A 21,505-nucleotide genomic window follows, 5' to 3' on the forward strand; every position below is an offset into this window, starting at 1 on the left:
TATAAGAACAAAATCAAATAAAAGTAGCCAGCCCTTTAATTCAATATTTTAAGTAATTTCCAAAGCCCTCGCTCGCGTTTAGCGAGTGAGTATATCAATCAAGCCCTTGGCTATAAAACCACAAAACCAGCTTAGAATAATCCCATATTTTATGCTTAAACTATTGGCATTTTCCCTATAATTGTGCTTTCAATTTATCAATTTAATGGAAACTGTAGAAGCATATAAACCAAAGCACAAAATTCGTATTGTAACAGCAGCAGCTTTATTTGATGGCCACGATGCCGCCATCAATATTATGCGCAGAATTATTCAGGCGAGTGGTGCTGAGGTTATTCATTTAGGCCACGATAGAAGTGCTGAAGAGGTGGTTGATACTGCTATTCAGGAAGATGCAAATGCTATTGCCATGACATCGTACCAAGGCGGACACGTGGAGTACTTTAAGTTTATGCACGATTTATTGGCACAAAAAGGTTGTGGCCATATTAAAATATTTGGAGGTGGAGGTGGAACCATTCTGCCCGAGGAAATGGAAGAACTGCATGGTTATGGAATTACCCGCATTTATGGTCCGGATGACGGGCGTGCAATGGGTTTACAGGGTATGATAAATGATATGTTGGAAAAATGCGATTTTGCTACCGGAACCAACTTAAATGGCGAAGTAAAACATTTAAAAGACAAAGATTACAAATCAATAGCCAAGCTAATTTCAGCAGCCGAAAATTTTCCGGAAACATTTGCTGCGCAACACAATGAAATATCAAAAAACATAGCCAACAGCACCATTCCAGTTTTAGGTATTACAGGTACCGGTGGAGCAGGTAAATCATCGTTGGTAGATGAATTAGTACGTAGGTTTTTATTAGATTTTAAAACCAAAACAGTAGCTATTATTTCTGTTGACCCAAGTAAACGCAAAACAGGTGGCGCATTATTAGGCGATCGTATTCGTATGAATGCCATTAAAAATCCACGTGTGTATATGCGTTCATTGGCTACACGTCAAAGCAATTTAGCTTTATCAAAATATGTAAAAGAAGCCGTTGATATAGTAAAAGCAGCCAATTTCGATTTAATCATATTAGAAACTTCAGGTATTGGACAAAGCGATACCGAAATTATAGAACATAGCAATACCAGTTTATACGTAATGACTCCGGAGTATGGAGCCGCTACCCAATTAGAAAAAATTGATATGTTGGATTTTGCCGACATTATTGCTATCAATAAATTTGATAAAAAAGGTGCTTTAGATGCATTGCGCGATGTAAAAAAACAATTCCAGCGCAACCATAAGCTATTTGATAAATCGCCCGATGAAATGCCAGTGTACGGAACCATAGCCAGTCAGTTTAACGACCCGGGTATGAATAGTTTGTACAAGGCCATTATGGATAAAATAGTAGAACGCTCGGGAGCTGATTTAAAATCAAACTACCACATAAGCGAAGAGATGAGTGAGAAAATTTATATCATTCCACCATCGCGCATCCGCTATTTATCAGAGATAAGCGAGAACAACAGAGGTTATGATAAATGGGTAGATAAACAAGTAGAGATAGCCGATAAGTTATTTGCTTTACAATTGTCAGTTGAAACCCTATCGGCCAACAAAAATATAGATGCAGCTTTAATTGATGCACTGAAAGCAGCTTACAAAGACATTGAATTAAACCTTGACCCACGCAATAAAATATTACTGGAAACTTGGGAAGAGAAAAAGAATTTATTCCGCAACGAGTATTATGTTTTTAAAGTACGCGACAAGGAAATAAAAATTAAAACCCATTCAGAATCGCTTTCACACTCGCAAATACCCAAAGTAGCCGTTCCTAAATTCAGGGCTTGGGGTGATATATTGCGTTGGGCATTGCAAGAAAATTTCCCGGGCGATTTTCCTTATACTGCCGGTATATATCCGTTTAAACGCGAAGGTGAAGACCCAACACGTATGTTTGCCGGAGAAGGTGGGCCAGAGCGTACCAACAGACGTTTCCATTATGTATCGCAAGGTATGCCGGCCAAACGTTTAAGTACCGCTTTCGATTCAGTTACGCTCTACGGAAACGACCCTGACCATAGACCGGATATATATGGAAAAATTGGTAATTCAGGCGTAAGCGTATGGAGTTTAGATGCAGCTAAAAAACTATATTCAGGTTTTAACTTAGCCGATCCTAAAACATCCGTTTCCATGACCATCAATGGGCCGGCAGCTATTATCTGTGCATTTTTTATGAATGCCGCCATTGACCAACAATGCGAATTGTATATTAAAGCCAATGGATTAGAAGCAGAAATTGATAAAAAGATAGAAGCTATTTTTAAAGCCAAAGGAACCACACGTCCGACCTATAACGAAGCTATGCCCGAAAGCAATGACGGTTTAGGATTAATGTTATTAGGCGTAACAGGCGATATGGTTTTACCGGCCGATGTATATGCAAAAATAAAAGCCGATACTTTAAAACAAGTACGCGGTACTGTGCAAGCTGATATTTTAAAAGAAGACCAGGCGCAAAACACCTGTATTTTCTCTACCGAGTTTTCATTGCGCGTAATGGGCGATGTACAGCAATATTTTATTGACAATGCCGTACGTAATTTCTATTCTGTTTCTATTAGCGGATACCATATAGCCGAAGCAGGAGCCAACCCTATTACCCAGTTGGCATTAACACTTTCAAACGGTTTTACCTTTGTAGAGTATTACTTAAGCCGTGGAATGAACATTGACGATTTTGCACCCAATTTATCATTCTTCTTCTCCAACGGTATAGACCCTGAGTATTCAGTAATTGGTCGTGTAAGCCGTAGAATTTGGGCTAAAGCCATGAAACTAAAATATGGTGGAAACGAGCGTTCGCAAATGTTAAAATACCATATTCAAACTTCCGGTCGTTCCCTACATGCACAAGAAATAGATTTTAACGATATACGCACCACCTTACAAGCTTTATATGCTATTTACGACAACTGTAATTCATTACATACCAACGCATATGATGAAGCTATAACTACACCAACAGAAGAGTCGGTAAGACGTGCTATGGCTATCCAGTTAATTATTAACCGTGAGTTAGGTTTAGCCAAAAACGAAAATCCGTTACAAGGTTCATTCATTATTGAAGAGTTAACCGATTTAGTAGAAGAAGCCGTGTTAAGCGAGTTTGATAAAATAAACGAACGTGGAGGTGTATTAGGCGCTATGGAAACCATGTACCAACGTAATAAAATACAAGAAGAAAGTATGTATTACGAAATGCAAAAACACACAGGTGAGTTTCCTATTATTGGGGTAAATACATTCCTGTCAAGCAAAGGCTCACCAACCATATTGCCTAAAGAAGTTATTCGCTCAACCACCGAAGAGAAAGAATACCAGATTACCATGTTGAACGAGTTGAAAAAAGGCAATGAAGCAAAAGGCAAAGAAATGCTCCACACCTTGCAGCAAGTAGCCATTCACAACGGAAATATATTTGATGCTTTAATGGAAACGGTTAAATACTGCTCATTAGGACAAATTACCAACGCCTTGTTTGAAGTAGGCGGACAGTATAGACGAAATATGTAAAATATAAATAGAAAAGACGTTGCATTGCAACGTCTTTTTTTTGTTAAAGGTAGAGAGTTACATATAACGTCTCCTCAAAACATAATCTATGGACATCAAACTACTTATTATTTTCATTCTCGCTGTTCATTTAGTAAAATCGAGCATACTATACCACTACAACAAAAAGTATAATTTAACCATTACTGTTTCCGATTTTATAGCCTATTTAATATCGGGTTATTTTACCCTTTACATAGAAAAAGGCCCGGCAGATGCACAACGAAAAACAATACAGGTTTTACATTATACCATATTGGTTTTAGTGCTTGGCATAATAAGTTATGCTTTGTTTTTGGTATTTTAGATACGTTGCACAGTTACGTTTAAATGTGGTACTTAATAACCCATTTATTTTTTCAATAAATCCTTATAAATAGTTACCTCCTTTTGCAAGTCATACACCTGTTGCTGTAAAGCAATTTCCTTTTCAGTACTGCTCTTAACAGGGTGGTATTGCGATAACAGGATAAAGAAGTTAACATCCATAGCCACACCCAAATTCCAAAGGTCATTACTCTTTATACTTTGTTTTTCAGTAAACCTTTTAATAGTCATTTGCGGAGTGTTTAATGCCCTTGCTAACTGAGCATGCGTAAACCTTTTTTCAGCCATTACCTTTGCCAATAAATGGCCATTATGTGGCATATTTAATTCTCTGTTTGCAGCCATTGTTCTAAACTATTTTATAAGTAAACGAAAAGGGTACTTTTTTAGCATCAAAAACGATAAATAATTATCAGCTGCGTTAGTTGGCAAGTAAATACAGATAGTTAATTGTAAAAATATATCATGGAGAAATAAATATTGATTTTTTATTATCAGCTTGGTTATGCGGCAAACAAAAAATGATATTTTATTAACTGCTGCGATATGCGGGAATAAAATACAGATAATTTTTATACTAAAAGCAAATGCGGCAGCCTTTAAACGCCTTTTTCTGTGCATATACAAAAAGCCCGCCAGTGCGGTTTTGCAAACCGCACTTAGTTACTATAAGCATTTGCAATGCGAAAAAGAAACTTCACGAGTAATTATAAAGCAGCTTCCAGCTGCAACAAAGAATATGATATGTGTCCAAGGTTGGTGTCCTCACCAACCTTCACTTATTCATCAGCGAAGTTCTATAATGGCTTGCAAACCGAACTTGATTTTTTAGTGCATTACAATGAGTTTATTTAGCTTGCCCAAAAAGTGGTTGGTGAGGACACCAACCACGGACAGCAAAGTTTAAATGTAACAGGTTTGTTGCTCAGTCTGTTTTGGGAGTCAAGCCTGTTTTATAATCAATTATTTTTTTAGTAACCTTTATATAATAAGATAAGCCTAACTTTACTTTACTAATAAATATAATTATGGAAAAAGAATTTGAAATAGGCGATACCGTTAGGTTATTATCAGGCGGTCCGTTAATGACCATAAACGAATCAAATAAAGGCAAAGCTTTTGTTGATTGTATTTGGTTTAATGTAGAAGGCAATAAATGCGAATCAACATTTAAAATGGCCATTATTATGCATGATGATGATTTTGATTTGAACGAATTTGAAATGGAAGAAGACGAGTGGGATGATGCTAACGAAGAAGAGAAATAATTAATACCAAATTAAAAGCGAGTATTCTTTACTCGCTTTTTTTATACCACTACCTGGTGCTGCTAAAAACACTGGCAATTTCAAATATTGTATTAAATTGCTCCATATATATTTATACAATTATTACCAGTTAGCAATGCCGTTTTTTCTATCAATATATCGGGCCAAAAAGGTATTAAATACCATCAGGCTACTTTATATTTTTATTTGTTTTATAAGTATATCACAAGTACAGGCACAGCATTTCAATTTCCGCAATTTTGGTATTAACAATGGTTTACCCAGCAGTTTTGTATACGATGTTTTTGAAGATAGCAAAGGCTACCTATGGTTTTTAACCGAAAAAAATGTAACCCGTTTTGACGGCAAACAATTCTCCTATTTTAACTATAAGGATGGGTACGATGAAACAGGATTGTTTAGAGTAGTAGAGGACAAAGCAGGAACACTGTGGTTTTTAACAACAACCTTTAAAATATTTGCGTTTAAAAATGGAACCTTTACCAAAGTAAAATCAAACGATAAGTTTGGCTGGGTTGATATAGGTTTTGATAAAAAAGTAAAAATAATAAGCCGCGATGGAAGGAAACTATACCAGGTAAATGACGACTTTACGCTATCGCCCATACCCATTAACAATAAAAAAGCAGCGTACAATTTTGTAGAAATAAAACACAACGAGTACCTGATAGGCACTACTGTAGGTGTTTTATTGTTGACCAACAACGGCACAAAAGAAATTTTACCCGCCAACACACATAGTAAAAGAGTAGTTCCGCGTATATTTAAAACCAAGGATGCTATTTTCTTAACCAACGAAACAGGCATTTTTAAATACAACCCAAACAATTACAGTGTTCAACTACAGTTACCTTTGTATAATAACGATGAAGTATTTAATATATACGAAGAAGAAGACAACAACAATATTTGGGTATGTAGTTTGAACGGATTGTTTAAATACAAAAAAACATTAAGCAGTAGCGTTAAGCCAGAAGGCTTCTTTGAAAATACACCGGTACATTCTATATGTAAATCGAAAGATAACTTATTTTGGATTTCGACCTATGCAAACGGAACCTTTGTTTGCGATTTTAACTCTAAACATTTAACCCAAAAAGAAATAGGTGAAAATGAAAAAATACTATACGTTAAAAACCTAAACGAAAAAATATACTTCTTCAACCAGAACATATATACCTGTGCTTTATCCAATAACAAGCTCGAAAAACTGAATATAAGCCACGATAAGAATGTAGCCAGCCAGGAACGATTTTTTGAATACGCTACCTCTTTTAAAGACTCCTTTATTTTTGTAAAAGGTTCAGCTAATTTTTTCATCAATAAAAATGGCATTACAAAGTATGAAGTAGGTAATACCAATAAAATAGGCGACAGCCTTATTTATTTCGATATGAAATGGAATCAAGGAATAACCATGCTATCAGAAAAAGGAATTTCCCAACATACGCCCAATAATGTAGTAGTTCCCTTTTACAAGTACAATATGATAGAGTCGTTTTTGGTTAAAAACGATATTTATATAGACAATATTAAACCCGTATATTTAGATAAAGATACCGTTTACCTCGCCTCCAATAAAGGCCTAATTAAATTGTATTTAATCAACAACAAAATAGCCTATAACATAAAAGCCATCAATGGAAAAATAGCACATGTTACCAAGTACAATAATCAGCTAATCGTATCAACCTATACCAATGGCATTTATTTAATCAATCAAAACAACATTGTAAATATTACTTCTATTGAAGGTTTACCATCAGACTATACCACCGAAAGCGTAGTAAACGATAACAGGATATGGGTATGTACCAATAAAGGTTTATCGCGCATTGACCTAAATAACTTAAATAACATAACCAATTTTACCTCGTTAGATTATTTAATAGACAATGAAGTAAACGATATAGCCTTTTTTAAAGATACCGTATACGTAGCCACCTCCAAAGGCTTAAGTTTTTTTCCGCAACGTATTATTTTCAAAGACAAATTCCCTTCCGTTTTTTTAGAGAAATTTGAAATTAATAACCAGGATACCATTATACGCGATACCTATTATTTGCCTTATACCAATAACAATTTTACTTTCCATTTCAGCTCGCCTAGCTATCGCTCAGGTAACAACAACATATTCCAGTTTGTTATAAAAAAAGGCAACCATTACGATACCAATTATTATCAATCAGGTACCATTCAGTTAAGTTCACTTATTCCGGGAGCTTACCAGTTTTTTATATGCGTAAAAAATATAGATGGTTTGTGGAGCATTAATCCTAAAATAATAAACATTACTGTACTACCACCTTTGTGGGATACGTTTATGTTTAAAATAGTAGCCGTAGCAGTTATATTAATTGTGGTAATTATTATGGTGGTAGGCACTGTTAAAGGCCAAAAACAAAAACAGGAATACAACCGTAAAATTGTAGAAAGCGAATTAAAGTCATTGCGATTGTATATGAATCCGCATTTTATTTTCAATAGTCTATCATCCCTTCAATCGTTTGTGTTGACCAACGAAATAGATAAAGCCAATAACTATATAACTAAGTTTTCAAAACTAATACGTTCCGTTATGAGCTACTCCGTAAAAGGAGAAATAAATTTAAAGGACGAAATAAAATTACTACAATCATACCTTGAGTTGGAGAAAGAAAGATTTGGCAACAGTTTTAACTTTCAAATAAGCTATAGCGATGAGCTGTTTGCAGAACATATTGTTATTCCTTCGCTCATGATACAGCCCTTTGTGGAAAATGCCATTAAGCACGGAATTACAGGCCTATTGGCCAGAGTAGGAGTTATAAAAGTTAAGTTCGAAAAAAGAGATAATGATTTGTATTGCATAGTAGAAGATAACGGAAGAGGTATAGACAAAGACAAACAAAAAGATGGATTGTACGTATCATCAGGTATTAACTTTACAGAAGAAAGAATAAGACTGTTGTTGAACGAACCAAACAAAGAAGTTATTAAGATAATAGATCTGCAGGAAAAAAATCAGCAGGTAGGAACCCGCGTTGAAATATTGGTGCCCGTTTTGAATAAAGGAAGCATATGAAAAAGTGTATCATTATTGACGATGAAAAAAACTGTAGAATTGCTTTAAACGAAGTTTTAAAAGTAAGTGGGTTTGATATAGAAGTAATACACGAAACAGGCGATGCGCTTCAGGCTTACGAGCTAATAATGACCAAGCAGCTTGCTCCCGATATAGTTTTTTTAGATATTCAGATGCCCGGCTGCGATGGATTTAGCTTTATAAAAAAATTTGATAACATGACGTTTCGGGTAGTTTTTACTACCGCTTACGATCAATATGCCATTAGAGCCATTAAGTTTTCAGCAGTAGATTATTTGTTAAAGCCGATTGATTTAGAAGACATCAAACAAGTGCTAACTAAAATTTTTCAGGACGAAAGTAAATGCAATGTAATAGGCAATTTTAAAAACAAACTGGTAAACAATACCATATTCGATACCCTTGTAATGAATGCAACGGATGAAAGAATACAAGTAGCCGTTGCAGATATACTTTACATAGCAAGGACAGATAATACATGCAAGTTGTTTTTAAATACAGACGAAGAAGTAGCTTTAACTGATAGTTTAGATTACTACGAAGACATACTCCTTTACCCGTTTTACAGGGTACACGATGATTATTTGGTTAACCTGAGCAAACTAAAAAAACAATCTAAATACAAAGCAGGTGTTATAGAAATAGAAAATGGAACAAGCATAACTATTGCCGACAGGCGAAAAGAAGAGCTGTTGGAATTGTTAAATAAAAGCTAAACAGTTTAAACTTTAGGTTTTAATAATAGCTAATTTGTACATTTGAATACATGCATATTAAATTAGAAACAGAACGATTATACCTGCGCGAGTTTACGCTTGATGATGCAGCCATGGTTTTTGAAATGCATCAGGATCCGGCCATTACACGTTATACTGGCGACCCATTACCTTGGGATAGTATAGCACATACCGAAAAAATTTTAACCGAAGCCATATTGCCACAATACCAGCATAATATTGGCAGGTGGGCAGTTCATTTAAAAGCCACCGATGAATTTATAGGTTGGTGTGGTTTAAAAAACACAGGCGAAGAAATAGATTTAGGTTACCGGTACATACAAAAATATTGGGGCAACAGGTATGCAGTAGAAGCTGCAAAAGCAGTATTAGACTATGGTATTAAATTACAACTACCCAATATAATTGGTCGGGCATCCGTTGCTAATGTTGCCTCCGTAAAAATATTAGCTCAAATAGGTTTAACCTTCGATACCTTTTATATGGACGAAGACACCATGGAAGAATCAGTGCGATACATTTACAAAGTCTGATAGAACAATAAAAGAGGACAGGATACAGCATCTTTTTTACTCAGCTATTTGGCTGTAAAAATTCTATATTATTTGCGTACAAATATTTTTTTCTTACATAAATCTATGCTAAATCTGTGGCATAAATTTACACTACATGATTACTATAATTAACCGCAGATTTTTACCGAATAAAATAAAAGTTACATCGTGGGAAGTATTAGCTCCATACTTTACACAATTGCTCGAACGAGCCATTAACTCCAAAGACGATTTAGAAAATTGGTTAAAAGATAGAAGCGAATTAGAAGCTTTTGTAAGCGAAGATTTAGCCTGGCGTTATGTAAAAATGACGTGCGATACCACCAACAAAGATTTAGAGCAAGCCTATTTGTTTTTTGTAACAGAAATAGAGCCTCAAATTTCTCCCTTAAACGATCAGTTAAACAGAAAATTAGTAGCCAGTAAATACATTGACGAACTGGATCACGATAAATACTTTATATACCTACGCGGAGTAAAGAAAGAAATAGAAATATTCAGAGAAGAAAACGTGCCTTTAATGGCCGAAATAGCTACCGAAAGCCAAAAATATGGCAGCATAGTAGGTAGCATGAGTGTAGAGATAGATGGCAAAGAATTAACTTTACAACAAGCAGCTAATTTTTTAAAGAATCCTGATAGAAGCATACGCGAAAATGCCTTTTTAAAAATAAACGAAGTACGTGCAAAACATACCACTGAGTTAGATGAGCTTTTTGATAAACTCATAGCATTGCGCCATCAGGTAGCGGTAAATGCAGACTTTGCTAATTTCAGAGATTACATGTTTGCCACATTGGGCAGGTTTGATTATACCCCAGAGGATTGTTTTGCTTTTCACGATGCTATACAAAAAGAAGTATTACCATTGGTAAAAGCATTTAACGAAACACGCAAAGCAGATTTAGGTTTTGATTTAAAACCTTGGGATATGGAAGTAGATACCAAAAACCGAGAAGCATTGGAACCATTTACAAGCGGTGCTGATTTGTTAGATAAAACAGTAAAATGCTTTAGAAAGGTAGATGACTACTTTGCTTATTGTATAGAAACCATGGACAACATGCAACGTTTGGATTTAGAAAGCAGGAAAGGCAAAGCACCCGGAGGCTACAACTACCCAATGGCCGAAACCAGCGTACCATTTATATTTATGAATGCAGCCTCGTCAACCCGCGATGTAGAAACCATGGTACATGAAGGTGGACATGCCGTACATTCGTTTTTAAGCAAAGATTTAGAACTGGCAGCCTTTAAAAACTGCCCGAGCGAAGTAGCCGAATTAGCCAGCATGAGCATGGAATTAATCAGCTACGATGGACAAGATGAATTTTACAAAACACCGGCCGATTTTAACAGGGCAAAAGAAGAACACCTGGAAGGCATTATTAAAATATTACCTTGGATTGCTACTATCGATAAATTTCAACATTGGATATATACCCATCCAACCCACACCGCACAAGAACGCAAAGCCTATTGGGTTGAATTAAGCAAAGAGTTTGGAACAGGTATGGTTGACTGGACAGGATTTGAAGCCATACAAGCTTATACATGGCAAAAACAATTACATCTGTTCGAAGTACCATTTTACTATATTGAATACGGTATGGCACAACTAGGAGCCTTAGCCGTTTGGAAAAATTATATTGCCGATAAACCAACCGCATTGGCACAATACAAAGCCGCCTTGAGTTTGGGCTATACCACTACCATTGGTAATATTTATAAAACAGCAGGTATCGAATTTAATTTTACCGATACCTACATCAAACAATTGATGGAGTTTGTAAAAGAAGAATTGAAAAAATGCATGTAGCTATTGTAGAGACGTTGCTTGCAACGTCTCTATTTACTTTAAACAATTTGAGTAAGTAGAATGAATTTAATTGCTTGCCAATACTGGGTCAGTATTATTGCTCTCTTCGTGCATAAGTGGCAATGTTAATACAAATTCAGCCCCTTGGCCTTGTATGCTATTTACAGTTATATCACCATTTATTAGGTCGGCCAGTTGTTTTACTATAAATAAACCCAATCCTGTTGACGATTCACTGGCAGTTGGCCGTGCGCTTAACTTTTGAAAACGCAGAAATAGTTTTTCCTTGTCATCGTCAGATAAACCGGGTCCTTGGTCCTTTATTTTAAAGAGAGCCTTGTCGTTTTCAATAGCAGTTGAAAAAGTTATTTTAGACTTATCGGGCGAAAACTTAATAGCATTACTTAGTAGATTATCAATAATGCGTGAGAAGTACTCTTTCGATGAATATATATTGTAATCGCCATCACCTTCCTTCAGGCTTATTTCAATACTTTTTTCGTTGGCTATGGCTTTAAAACCATTTACCATATCGCGTACCGTTTCTTTAGCGTTAAAGTATTCCATTTTGTGGCTTTGCCCATACATTTTCGGGTTCGATATTCTGCTTAAGTCAATCGTATCCTGTATTAACCGTAAACCTTCCCTGCTAATTTTTTCTATATAGTTTAAATAAGTTTCCTTCTCATGTTCATCATCTTCGTGCGCCACCAAATTGCGTAAGCCTATAATTTTAGAAAAGGGAGAACGCAAGTCATGTGCTAAAATGCCTATTAAACCCTGGTTCTCTTGTACTAGATGTTCCAATTGTTCATTTTTACTGGTTATCTCTTCGCTTTTAGTGTGCAGTAGTTGTTTTGCTTTTCGTGTTTTATTTAAACTAATAGCTAAAAAGGTACTAATGGCTAATACCACAAACAAAGCAACAGCTAAGTATGCATTGTTTATGGAGCGTTGTTGTAACAAGTTATTTTGTACCGTAAGCAATTGGTTCTCGCTTTCTTTGGCTAAGGTTTGATACTTGGTTTCAGTTTCCAGTAAAATTTGAATATCATTACCATTTTCCAGAGAGTCATATAAATTTTTGTGTAACCTTTTTAAAGCCAGACTGCTTTTAAAATCGCCTAGGTCATACTTTAGTTCAATCAGAAAAGAATATATTTCTAAACGAGAAGAGGGCAGGTTATGTTCAAACGACATATTTAGCGCCTTGTTTAAATATACTTCAGCCTCTTTACGCCTGTGATGCCTCATTAACAACCTTCCGATGGCGGAGTATGAGTTTAAATTATTCGAGTTGCCCTCTCCGCCTCCTTGTGATTTAATGGATTGGTGGTACAATGCGTAGGCTTTGTCAAAATTACCCAATTCCAAATTAGCTGTTGCTAAGTTATGGTATATTCTGCTCAGGCCATAATTATCCTTATTAATCAAATTGTATTTGGCTGCCTTATTTAAAAAATAAATAGACGAATCCGGCATGTTTAAGTTTTGGTATGCAGAACCTAAGTTGTTGCATATAGCCGATATTTTATAGGCAATGTTTTCGCTTTCAAAATATGCCAGGGCCTTTTTATAATATTCAACAGCGCGGTTTATTTTGTCGTTATGAGCATATACAACACCTATACTGTTATAGCATTCAGCTATTCCCCTTTTGTCTTTTAAACGTTGTCTTATTTGTAAACTCTGAAAAAAGTAATCAATAGCCTTGTTTAGTTCAAAACGTTCATCGTGGTATATACCTAAATACCTTAGGTTTTGAGCCATAAGCGTATCATCATGTAATCCCTTATTGGTTTCATAAGCTTCGTATAAATAAACACCCGCTTTTTCAATATTTCCATGCAAAAAGGTTAAATAGCCCAACATCATTGTGCCAGCCACTTCACCCGTTTTGTAGTTTAGTTTTTTGCTTGCATTAATTATATTATAGGTTTCAGTAAAGGCAAAAACAGAGTCTTCTTTTTTATGGTTAATCTCAGCTATTCTTAATTTTATCTCCTTTACACTTTCAGGCTCAGCTGCTAAGGTAATAGTAACCTGAGTAAGCAGAAACAGAATAAGAGCTATGTACTTTTTGTGTTTTGGCATCAAATCATTTTTTTGATTTAGGATGAATTATAAAGGCAAAATAGTTAATTTTTTTTTAATAAGTAAACAAATATTAAGTTACTAGTTACGCAGCCATATTTCAGGATTTTGAGCTTGTTTGTTTTTATACACCTCAAAGTGAATTTCTGTTTTGTTGTCATAATCGTTGGTATAAACAGTACCAATCAGTTCACCTGCATTTACTTCTTGTCCAATGCGCACTTGCACATTTTCTACTTTGGCATAAATGGTAAAGTATTCTCCATGTTTAACAAGCACAATTTTTTCCATGCCCGGTACTTCAAATACGGCTTTCACTTTTCCTTTAAATACACACTTTACTTCCGTTTGTTTTTTGCACGAAATATTAATACCATTATTCGTTGTTCTTACCGCTTTTAGTGTTGGGTGCTGGTGTGTACCAAACCCCTCACTTATAAAACCATTGTTAACAGGCCAAGGTAATCTGTTTTTCATGTTAACAAAATCAGTACTGGCTTTTAAATCCTCAGGTGATAGCTCTGTTGAGGGTACTTTTTTAGGTTCAACCGTAGGTGTGGTAATACCCTTTTTCTTATTTTCAGCAATCAATTTAGCCCTTTCCTTAGCGGCTTTTTCTTCCGCTATTCTGCGTCTTTCCTCTTCTTTTCTGCGGGCTTCTTCAATTTCTTTTTGTATTAAGTCAGCAATTTTCTGACTCAGTTTTTGGTAGTTTTTTTCCGTTTCCTTTAACTCCGTTTGCAGTTGTTTTTGTTTGCCTTGCAGTTCAGTAAGTACTTGTGTTTCTTCTTTTTTATCAACTTCCAGTTCCTTCTTTTCCGTTTCCTTTACCCCATACAGTTTTATGCTTTCGTTCCTGATTTTACGCATATTGTTTATTTCTTGCTCAATCGCTTTTTGCGTATTGATAATGGAACGTACCTGCATTTGTTTATACTCCGAGAGTTTGTTTAAATACTTAATGCGTTTGTAGGCATCGTTAAATCCTTCAGCATTGAATAAGAAACCCAGATTATTTACACGGTTTTTGCTTTTATAAATAGCCAGCATATTGTTGGCATAATCCTGCTTAAGCCTTTTCAATTGAGCGTTTAAAGTATCAATGGTTATAATACTTTCATCCACCTCAACACTTACTTCAAATATTTGTTGGGCAATATTATCAATTACTTTTTCGCGTGTTTTTATTTGCGCAGTAATGGCTTTTAATTGAGTAAGCTTGGTGTTTTCTTTTTGTTTGGTTTCAGCAATTACCTTTTTTGTCTGGTCAATTTTTTGCAAAAGGTTTTTGCGCTCTGTTTCCAGTTGCTTGCGTTTAGCACTTGTTTTTTGCGCATGGGAGTGAGTGCTTACAGCAAAAAGTAAAAAGCATATAAATAGCCCTTTAAGGCTTAATAAGGCGGTGGTTGTAAGTAACCTTTTAGTGGGCAATGGTTTTGTAGCTATTAGGTACACGTATTTGCGGATCTCTCTTTTTTTCAAATACAAAATTGAAAAGTTTCATGGAGCATCCTACATTTTTTTCTGCCCTAATGTTAATAGCTAGCTCACTTGGATAGTAATTTGTACCATTTTGAAAAAATTGCTTGTAAGCAATATCCATTTGCTGGTTTTTTAATGAGTCCTGTAACAAGCTAGTATTTATTTTAGCTATTTGCCCTTTGTTGTAGTAACAAATTTGTGCTACCTCATTTATAAAAGTTTTAAGAATAAACTGAGCTTGGTTGGAGTCAATGGCAGTGTGGTCAGTAGTATTGGTAAACAACGCATTGCCAATAAGCATGTTTTCTATGTTTTCAAACTGTAAAGGAGCCGAACTGTATTTTTTTAAAAAGCTATAAGAAGCCAGTGTGTTTACTTTATTCCAATGGTCAATAATTTGAATTTGGCTTGGCGTTATGTATAAACGGGCCACTTCAATACCCAATAAGTAAGTAGCTTTTATAAAAATAAAATGACCTTTTTCCATTTCCAAACTAATGTCAAAAGTGTAGTCATTTTTACCATCGCTGTATTCACATTCCCCTTTGCAGCTTAAGTAATTATAAGTGTTTTGCTGTTGGTTAATATTGTTTATAAAAGCTTCATTGTTTTTATAAAAAGTACTGTCAATACTTGTTCCTTGCGGCAATTTAACACCTAAACCTTTTTTTGTTTTACAGGCCGACATAAAAAGAAGCAATGCTGCCAGTAAACAAAAAACTTTTATAACAATATATTTCACTTTTAAATTTTATTTGCAGCAAATATGCTTGTAAGCTGCTTAATATAAAAATTGTTTTATATTAAGTTTGTCCAAAAGCCAAACTATTAATTAGCAAAAAATGTCGAGCCACCATATAGTAAGAGACGAGCAGGAACCAGCATTGATAATAGCCAATGGAGAAAGCTGTAGTTTTGAGTTATTGGGCCAGTTATTAGAATGGAGCCCCGTAGTAATGGTGCTGGATGGTGCTATACACCGCGTATTACAACTAGGTATAAAAATAGATATAGTATTAGGCGATTTTGATAAAAAAGAAAACTGGGAAGAGCTGTTAAAAGACCAGCAACCGGTGGAAGTAGTGCACACCCCAGACCAAAATAAAACAGATTTAGAAAAGGGTCTCGATTTTTTAATTGCCAAAGGACACAAAACTGCCAATATTGTTTGGGCTACAGGCCGCAGAGGTGACCATCATATTAATAATTTAAGCACATTAGTTAAGTACAAGCAAAAAATAACCATGGTTATTTTAGACGACTATTCGCGTATTTATAATTTGCCACAACACTTTACCAAATGGTATCCTGCCAATTATCCGCTTTCGCTTATTCCTTTGGGGAGCGTGTATAATTTGCAGACAAAAGGCTTAACCTATAATTTAAACAACGAAGATTTACATTTGGGCGAACGCACCAGCAGCAGCAATAAAACAGAAAGCGATGGACTGGTTGAAATTACTTTTGAAAAAGGCAATCTGCTCCTGATGGAATGTAATGACTAAGCGCAGCCAGTTTAGAACAGCAAACCCCTTTGCCAAAGCGAGCAAAAGTCCATAGTAATAGCTACCGAAAAATGAATAGCAATACCTAACCAGATGCTATTGCTTTTTAAACTCAGTATACCCAATACCAATCCGGCAATAATGGCGGCTAATGTTTCAGGTAGCGGCTTACCAAAATGTATCATACAGTATGGAATAGTCATTACTAAAATACTATAAAAGCCAAAACGATTTTTATTACCGTGTAACATAAAACCACGGAAGAAAAACTCAACAGCAAAAAACTGTAATAAATACAATAGCTCCCAAGCCAAAAAACGAGGATAAAGTAATTCGCCTGCCTGTAATTTATAAAAGGGGTATTTGTTTTGGAAACTTTGCGTAAACGAAGCTATAAAAACCAATGGTAACATAATACCAATCATGGCGGCATATAGTTTATAATCCTTTAAAGCACCTTTAATACTTAAGCCATAATTGCTTAATTTATCTTTAAAAACAAAAGTAATAATAGCTATTGGAACAATGGCATAAAACAATACAATAACAGCTACCCAGTAGGCCAGTGCATGTAATTGGTCTGCCATAAAAGTGTGGTATTTGTGGGCTAATTCCTGAAAGCCTAAACCCTGTATAAACTGTAAGGTAAATTCGGTTTTGCCAAAATACTCATCCAGACTAATACATACAGCAGCGGCTATGCAAACAATAAAGGCTTGGGCTTTTATTACTTCCTGTTTATTGTTTTCAGCCTTATCGTAAACGGTTTTTATTAGTTGCTTTATCATTCACACCGCTGAGCTTTTAATAAAATCGTTTCATTCTAAACTCTTTCAACGGAGTAATTAATAAAGGTACTTTTTCAATCAATACAGAACTGGTATCTAAACCAAAAGCTTTAGCTTCCGAAAGACTCAACCTGTCCAAAGAAAAATATACATCCATTATCCATTGTTCGTATGCCGAAAGTTCATTTTCGTTCGATAAATGGCGTTGTAATACCACAAATTTAAAATCACCGGTAATGTTCTGCCCCCTTAACGAAGCGTATCTGCTCGTTACATCTACCTCTCCATTTTTTACCAGTTCTTCTACTACTTTACGGAAGTAGTAATTAATTTTTTGTTCCACCCTAAAACCAAGCCTGAACTCCACTTTAATAATATCGTTAGGTACTATGTGGTCCACTTTATATTGCATAGCATAAGGTTCATCGTCCACATGTATATGCACAAACCAATAAATATCTGCTCGCTTAGGCTGTTTTTGCAAAATAGAATATATAATTTTCGATTCTATTTCATTTTGAGTATCGGCACTGGTTAAATAAACTAGGTGGGTAGCGAATTTGGAAACCGATTCGTCTTTGCTTAACTGCTCCAAAATAGGTATGTACGATTTGAGTTGAACAAATTCCGTCAATCGGTTTTTAATTTTTCGGCCTTTGTACCAAATCCACATAATAAATATAAATACAGAACTGATTACCAAACTTACCCATCCTCCATGCGTAAACTTAAGTAAGTTAGCCGACAGAAATGAACCCTCTATAGCTACATATACCAGTAACAATACAGCCACCAGCCATTTATTTACTTTAATAGTACGTAAATAATTTACCAACAATAAAGTGGTCATGAGCATAGCAATGGTAATGGCTAAACCGTAGGCAGCTTCCATAGCACTTGCTTCTCTAAAGTATAAAACAACACCAATACAACCTGCCCATAAAATTAAATTAGCACTTGGTACATATAATTGACCTTTCATTTCACTCGGAAACTTAATCATTACTTTAGGCCAAACATTTAATCGAATGGCTTCTGAAATAAGCGTAAATGACCCGCTAATTAAAGCTTGACTGGCAATAATAGCAGCCATTGTTGCAATAGCAACGCCATAAGGTAAAAACTCTGGCGACATAATATTATAGAAAGGATTAATACCCGTTTCCGTTAATGTTTGTCCCTCATGAGTTAATAAATTAGCCCCCTGACCAAAATAATTTAAAAGCAAGGCCGATTTAACAAAAATCCAACTTACCCTGATATTGTTTTTACCACAATGGCCCAAATCAGAATACAAAGCTTCAGCCCCGGTGGTACAAAGAAAAACAGCGCCAAGTATCCAAAAACCCTCGTGGTAGTTTACCAATAAATTATAAGCGTAGTATGGGTTTAAGCAGTTTAATACATCTACATGTGTGCCTATTTTTGAAATACCCAAAACCGCTAACATACCAAACCAAAGCAACATAATAGGGCCAAAAGCCTTACCAACTATAGAAGTACCAACTCGTTGAATTAAAAACAAGAAACTGATAATAGCAATTACAATGGGAACGGTAGGAATTTCTGAAAAATTAAAAACATCCGACTTAATCAAATGTAAACCCTCAATAGCTGATGAAACAGAAATGGGAGGTGTAATAACACCATCGGCCAATAAAGCACAACCACCAATAATGGCCGGAAAAATTAAGTAAGGCCTGCGTCTTCTTACTAAAGCGTAAAGTGAAAAAATGCCACCCTCACCGTTGTTATCAGCATTCAGTGTAATTAAAACATATTTTAAAGTAGTCTGTAGGGTAAGAGTCCAAACAATACATGATAAACCACCATAAATGAGATCCTTTGAAATAACCTTATCGCCAACAATTGCGTTTAATACGTAAAGAGGCGATGTTCCAATATCTCCAAAAATAATACCTAGAGTAACTAAAAGCCCAGCTAATGAAAGCTTGTTTTGGCTATGGTGATGTTCGCCCACGATTTTTTTGTATGTAATAAATAAGCTTGCAAATGTATAGCTTCATTTATAATACCCAAATTTTTTATGTAACTATTAGTTAGGCTGATATTAAATATTTAATTTACTGTTTTAGCGGTTTTATATAAGTAAATATTATTTTGCCAGCATTATTACATAAATAAGTTTTGGTTCAAACAATTTTAAAAGGTTATGCCACTGGATTAATTCTTTCGCTTTCATTTGGCGCTGGTTTTTTTTCATTGTTACATGCAAGTATTAGCAAAGGTTATAAAAAGGGTTTATTAATAGCATTGGGTATGTTATTAAGCGATTTGTTTTTTGTAGCCCTTTGTGTATTTGCAGCATCATTTGTTTCAAACCAATTACAAAAACTCGATACCGAAATTCGCATAGTAGGTTTTATAGCCTTAATTGTTTTAGGGGTTAGCACCTACCTGAAAAAAGCTGCCCACCCAAGTGAAATAAAAACAACGGGCAATAAAAATATACTGTATATTATGAAAGGCATTATAATTAACAGCATTAATCCGCTTACCTTGTTATTTTGGTTAGGTTTAGCCGCTTTTGTAAAAAGTAGTTTACCCACTTTGTTTGAAGTGGTTTTGTTTTTCAGTGTTACCTTAGGAGCTATGTTTTTTCATCAGTTTATTATTTGTTACTCAGCCAATAAAGTAAAACATTTATTTTCAGTAAGAATGCAGCAATTGCTCAATCATATTATAGGCGTTGTTTTTATAATAGTTGCTTTTGCCATGCTTTGGCCCGTTATAAAACCCTATTTTGAAAATATAGTTTAAGAAATTTATACATATACAACATGCAAAGAGATACCGTTATATTTGATTTAATCAATCAGGAAAAAAGCCGCCAGGAACATGGCATTGAATTAATTGCTTCAGAAAACTTTACCAGTCCACAAGTAATGGAAGCTATGGGCAGTGTATTAACCAATAAATATGCAGAAGGCTTACCGGGTAAACGTTATTACGGTGGCTGTGAAATAGTTGATCAGGTAGAAAATTTAGCGATTGACAGATTAAAACAAATGTTTGGTGCTACCTGGGCCAATGTACAACCACACTCAGGTGCGCAAGCCAATGCTGCCGTTATGTTAGGTTGCTTAAATCCGGGCGATAAAATTTTAGGTTTCGACCTTTCACATGGTGGGCATTTAACACATGGCTCACCCGTTAATTTTTCAGGTAAATTATATGTTCCTTCATTTTACGGAGTAGAACAAGAAACAGGATTAATAGACTGGAATAAAGTAGAGGCAAAAGCCCAACAGGAAAAACCAAAAATGATTATTTGTGGTGCTTCTGCCTACAGTCGCGATTGGGATTACGCCCGTTTGCGTGCCATTGCTGATAGTGTAGGGGCTATTTTATTGGCCGATATTTCACATCCTGCAGGATTAATAGTAGGTAAATTATTAAACGACCCTATTCAATATTGCCATATAGTTACCTCAACAACTCATAAAACCTTACGTGGCCCACGTGGTGGAATTATTATGATGGGTAACGATTTTGAAAATCCATTTGGACAAAAAACCTTAAAAGGCGATTTGAAAATGATGAGCGCTGTATTAGATGGCGCTGTATTCCCCGGAACACAAGGTGGTCCGTTAGAGCACGTAATTGCGGCTAAAGCAGTAGCTTTTGGCGAGTGTTTAACTGACGATTATAAAACATACGTAAAACAAGTAGCAGTAAATGCACAAGCTATGGCCAAAGCATTTGTAAACCGTGGTTATAAAATTATTTCAGGTGGAACCGATAACCATTTAATGTTAATAGACCTACGCAGTAAAAACCTGACAGGTAAATTAGCAGAAGCAGCTTTAGGCAAAGCCGAGATTACCATTAACAAAAACATGGTTCCTTTCGATGATAAATCGCCATTTGTAACCAGCGGAATTAGAGTTGGAACAGCAGCCATTACCACACGTGGTATGATGGAAAGCGATATGGAACAAATAGTAGACTATATTGACATAGCTTTAATGAACAACGAAAACGAAAGCAAGCTGGCTGATATTAGAAAAAACATCAACGACTGGATGGTTAAGTTCCCATTGTACAAATAGAACTTAGTATAAAATCAAATTATAAGGAAATCCCTTTCAGTTTAACCGGAAGGGATTTTTTGTTTTCAAAAACCAAACCTAAACACACTTTTAATATCCAAACCAAACAATATATTTGAATGCATAATTA

16 protein-coding genes are annotated in these 21,505 nt (G+C 35.3%); 10 read left to right on the forward strand and 6 right to left on the reverse strand.

Translation table 11 applies throughout. The annotated features are described in order from the left end of the window. Positions 1-205 precede the first annotated feature (205 nt). A complete protein-coding gene (locus V4538_07125; protein MES2380795.1) occupies positions 206-3,583 on the forward strand; it encodes a methylmalonyl-CoA mutase family protein in 3,378 nt (1,125 codons plus the stop codon). 88 nt (positions 3,584-3,671) lie between these two features. After that, the gene (locus V4538_07130; protein MES2380796.1) at positions 3,672-3,929 is read left to right on the forward strand and encodes a hypothetical protein; all 258 of its coding nucleotides are present in this window, start codon (positions 3,672-3,674) and stop codon (positions 3,927-3,929) included. 44 nt (positions 3,930-3,973) lie between these two features. On the opposite strand, the gene V4538_07135 is transcribed toward V4538_07130, so the two are convergent. Further along, a complete protein-coding gene (locus tag V4538_07135) occupies positions 3,974-4,294 on the reverse strand; it encodes a hypothetical protein (protein ID MES2380797.1) in 321 nt (106 codons plus the stop codon). Positions 4,295-4,977: 683 nt separating this feature from the next. Between V4538_07135 and V4538_07140 the strand changes: the two genes are divergently transcribed. From V4538_07140 to V4538_07160, 5 genes are all read left to right on the forward strand, one after another. Further along, positions 4,978-5,217 carry a DUF2158 domain-containing protein gene (locus tag V4538_07140; GenBank protein ID MES2380798.1) on the forward strand — a complete coding sequence of 80 codons (240 nt, stop codon included), beginning with the start codon at positions 4,978-4,980 and terminating at the stop codon, positions 5,215-5,217. Between the two features lie 136 nt (positions 5,218-5,353). Further along, positions 5,354-8,302 (forward strand): histidine kinase, encoded by a 2,949-nt coding sequence (locus V4538_07145; GenBank protein ID MES2380799.1) that lies wholly within the window; start codon positions 5,354-5,356, stop codon positions 8,300-8,302. Continuing rightward, complete coding sequence (locus V4538_07150) at positions 8,299-9,039, forward strand: response regulator transcription factor (protein MES2380800.1); 741 nt, start codon at positions 8,299-8,301, stop codon at positions 9,037-9,039. The genes V4538_07145 and V4538_07150 overlap by 4 nt, the downstream gene beginning before the upstream one ends. Positions 9,040-9,089: 50 nt before the next feature. Then, entirely contained in the window at positions 9,090-9,593 is a 504-nt protein-coding gene (locus V4538_07155) for a GNAT family N-acetyltransferase (GenBank protein MES2380801.1), read from the forward strand. A 136-nt stretch (positions 9,594-9,729) separates the two neighbouring features. Continuing rightward, a complete protein-coding gene (locus V4538_07160; GenBank protein MES2380802.1) occupies positions 9,730-11,433 on the forward strand; it encodes a M3 family oligoendopeptidase in 1,704 nt (567 codons plus the stop codon). Positions 11,434-11,499: 66 nt separating this feature from the next. Here V4538_07160 and V4538_07165 read toward each other — a convergent pair whose 3' ends face one another. From V4538_07165 to V4538_07175, 3 genes are all read right to left on the reverse strand, one after another. Then, entirely contained in the window at positions 11,500-13,527 is a 2,028-nt protein-coding gene (locus V4538_07165; GenBank protein MES2380803.1) for a tetratricopeptide repeat-containing sensor histidine kinase, read from the reverse strand. A gap of 81 nt (positions 13,528-13,608) precedes the next feature. Continuing rightward, positions 13,609-15,009 carry a peptidoglycan DD-metalloendopeptidase family protein gene (locus V4538_07170; protein ID MES2380804.1) on the reverse strand — a complete coding sequence of 467 codons (1,401 nt, stop codon included), beginning with the start codon at positions 15,007-15,009 and terminating at the stop codon, positions 13,609-13,611. Beyond that, positions 14,948-15,751, reverse strand: coding sequence for a DUF4292 domain-containing protein (locus tag V4538_07175; protein ID MES2380805.1), 804 nt, complete (start codon positions 15,749-15,751; stop codon positions 14,948-14,950). Before V4538_07175 ends, V4538_07170 begins: the two co-directional genes overlap by 62 nt. A gap of 100 nt (positions 15,752-15,851) precedes the next feature. Between V4538_07175 and V4538_07180 the strand changes: the two genes are divergently transcribed. Then, complete coding sequence (locus V4538_07180; GenBank protein MES2380806.1) at positions 15,852-16,514, forward strand: thiamine diphosphokinase; 663 nt, start codon at positions 15,852-15,854, stop codon at positions 16,512-16,514. Between the two features lie 11 nt (positions 16,515-16,525). Here V4538_07180 and V4538_07185 read toward each other — a convergent pair whose 3' ends face one another. Next, positions 16,526-17,302 carry a CPBP family intramembrane glutamic endopeptidase gene (locus tag V4538_07185; GenBank protein ID MES2380807.1) on the reverse strand — a complete coding sequence of 259 codons (777 nt, stop codon included), beginning with the start codon at positions 17,300-17,302 and terminating at the stop codon, positions 16,526-16,528. 16 nt (positions 17,303-17,318) lie between these two features. Then, the gene (locus V4538_07190; GenBank protein MES2380808.1) at positions 17,319-19,283 is read right to left on the reverse strand and encodes a KUP/HAK/KT family potassium transporter; all 1,965 of its coding nucleotides are present in this window, start codon (positions 19,281-19,283) and stop codon (positions 17,319-17,321) included. Positions 19,284-19,450: 167 nt separating this feature from the next. Between V4538_07190 and V4538_07195 the strand changes: the two genes are divergently transcribed. Together V4538_07195 and glyA are read left to right on the forward strand one after the other, a co-directional pair. After that, the gene (locus V4538_07195) at positions 19,451-20,083 is read left to right on the forward strand and encodes a LysE family transporter (GenBank protein MES2380809.1); all 633 of its coding nucleotides are present in this window, start codon (positions 19,451-19,453) and stop codon (positions 20,081-20,083) included. 20 nt (positions 20,084-20,103) lie between these two features. Continuing rightward, a complete protein-coding gene (gene glyA, locus V4538_07200) occupies positions 20,104-21,375 on the forward strand; it encodes a serine hydroxymethyltransferase (protein MES2380810.1) in 1,272 nt (423 codons plus the stop codon). Positions 21,376-21,505 lie beyond the last annotated feature (130 nt).

It is taken from the genome of Bacteroidota bacterium (assembly GCA_040388375.1).
Classification (GTDB): Bacteria; Bacteroidota; Bacteroidia; order UKL13-3; family UKL13-3; genus JAAFJM01.

Coding starts and splice junctions, on each gene's coding strand:
- V4538_07125 (MES2380795.1), top strand. CDS start 206: ATGGAAACTGTAGAAGCATATAAACCAAAGCACAAAATTCGTATTGTA.
- V4538_07130 (MES2380796.1), top strand. CDS start 3,672: ATGGACATCAAACTACTTATTATTTTCATTCTCGCTGTTCATTTAGTA.
- V4538_07135 (MES2380797.1), bottom strand. CDS start 4,294: ATGGCTGCAAACAGAGAATTAAATATGCCACATAATGGCCATTTATTG.
- V4538_07140 (MES2380798.1), top strand. CDS start 4,978: ATGGAAAAAGAATTTGAAATAGGCGATACCGTTAGGTTATTATCAGGC.
- V4538_07145 (MES2380799.1), top strand. CDS start 5,354: ATGCCGTTTTTTCTATCAATATATCGGGCCAAAAAGGTATTAAATACC.
- V4538_07150 (MES2380800.1), top strand. CDS start 8,299: ATGAAAAAGTGTATCATTATTGACGATGAAAAAAACTGTAGAATTGCT.
- V4538_07155 (MES2380801.1), top strand. CDS start 9,090: ATGCATATTAAATTAGAAACAGAACGATTATACCTGCGCGAGTTTACG.
- V4538_07160 (MES2380802.1), top strand. CDS start 9,730: ATGATTACTATAATTAACCGCAGATTTTTACCGAATAAAATAAAAGTT.
- V4538_07165 (MES2380803.1), bottom strand. CDS start 13,527: ATGCCAAAACACAAAAAGTACATAGCTCTTATTCTGTTTCTGCTTACT.
- V4538_07180 (MES2380806.1), top strand. CDS start 15,852: ATGTCGAGCCACCATATAGTAAGAGACGAGCAGGAACCAGCATTGATA.
- V4538_07185 (MES2380807.1), bottom strand. CDS start 17,302: ATGATAAAGCAACTAATAAAAACCGTTTACGATAAGGCTGAAAACAAT.
- glyA (MES2380810.1), top strand. CDS start 20,104: ATGCAAAGAGATACCGTTATATTTGATTTAATCAATCAGGAAAAAAGC.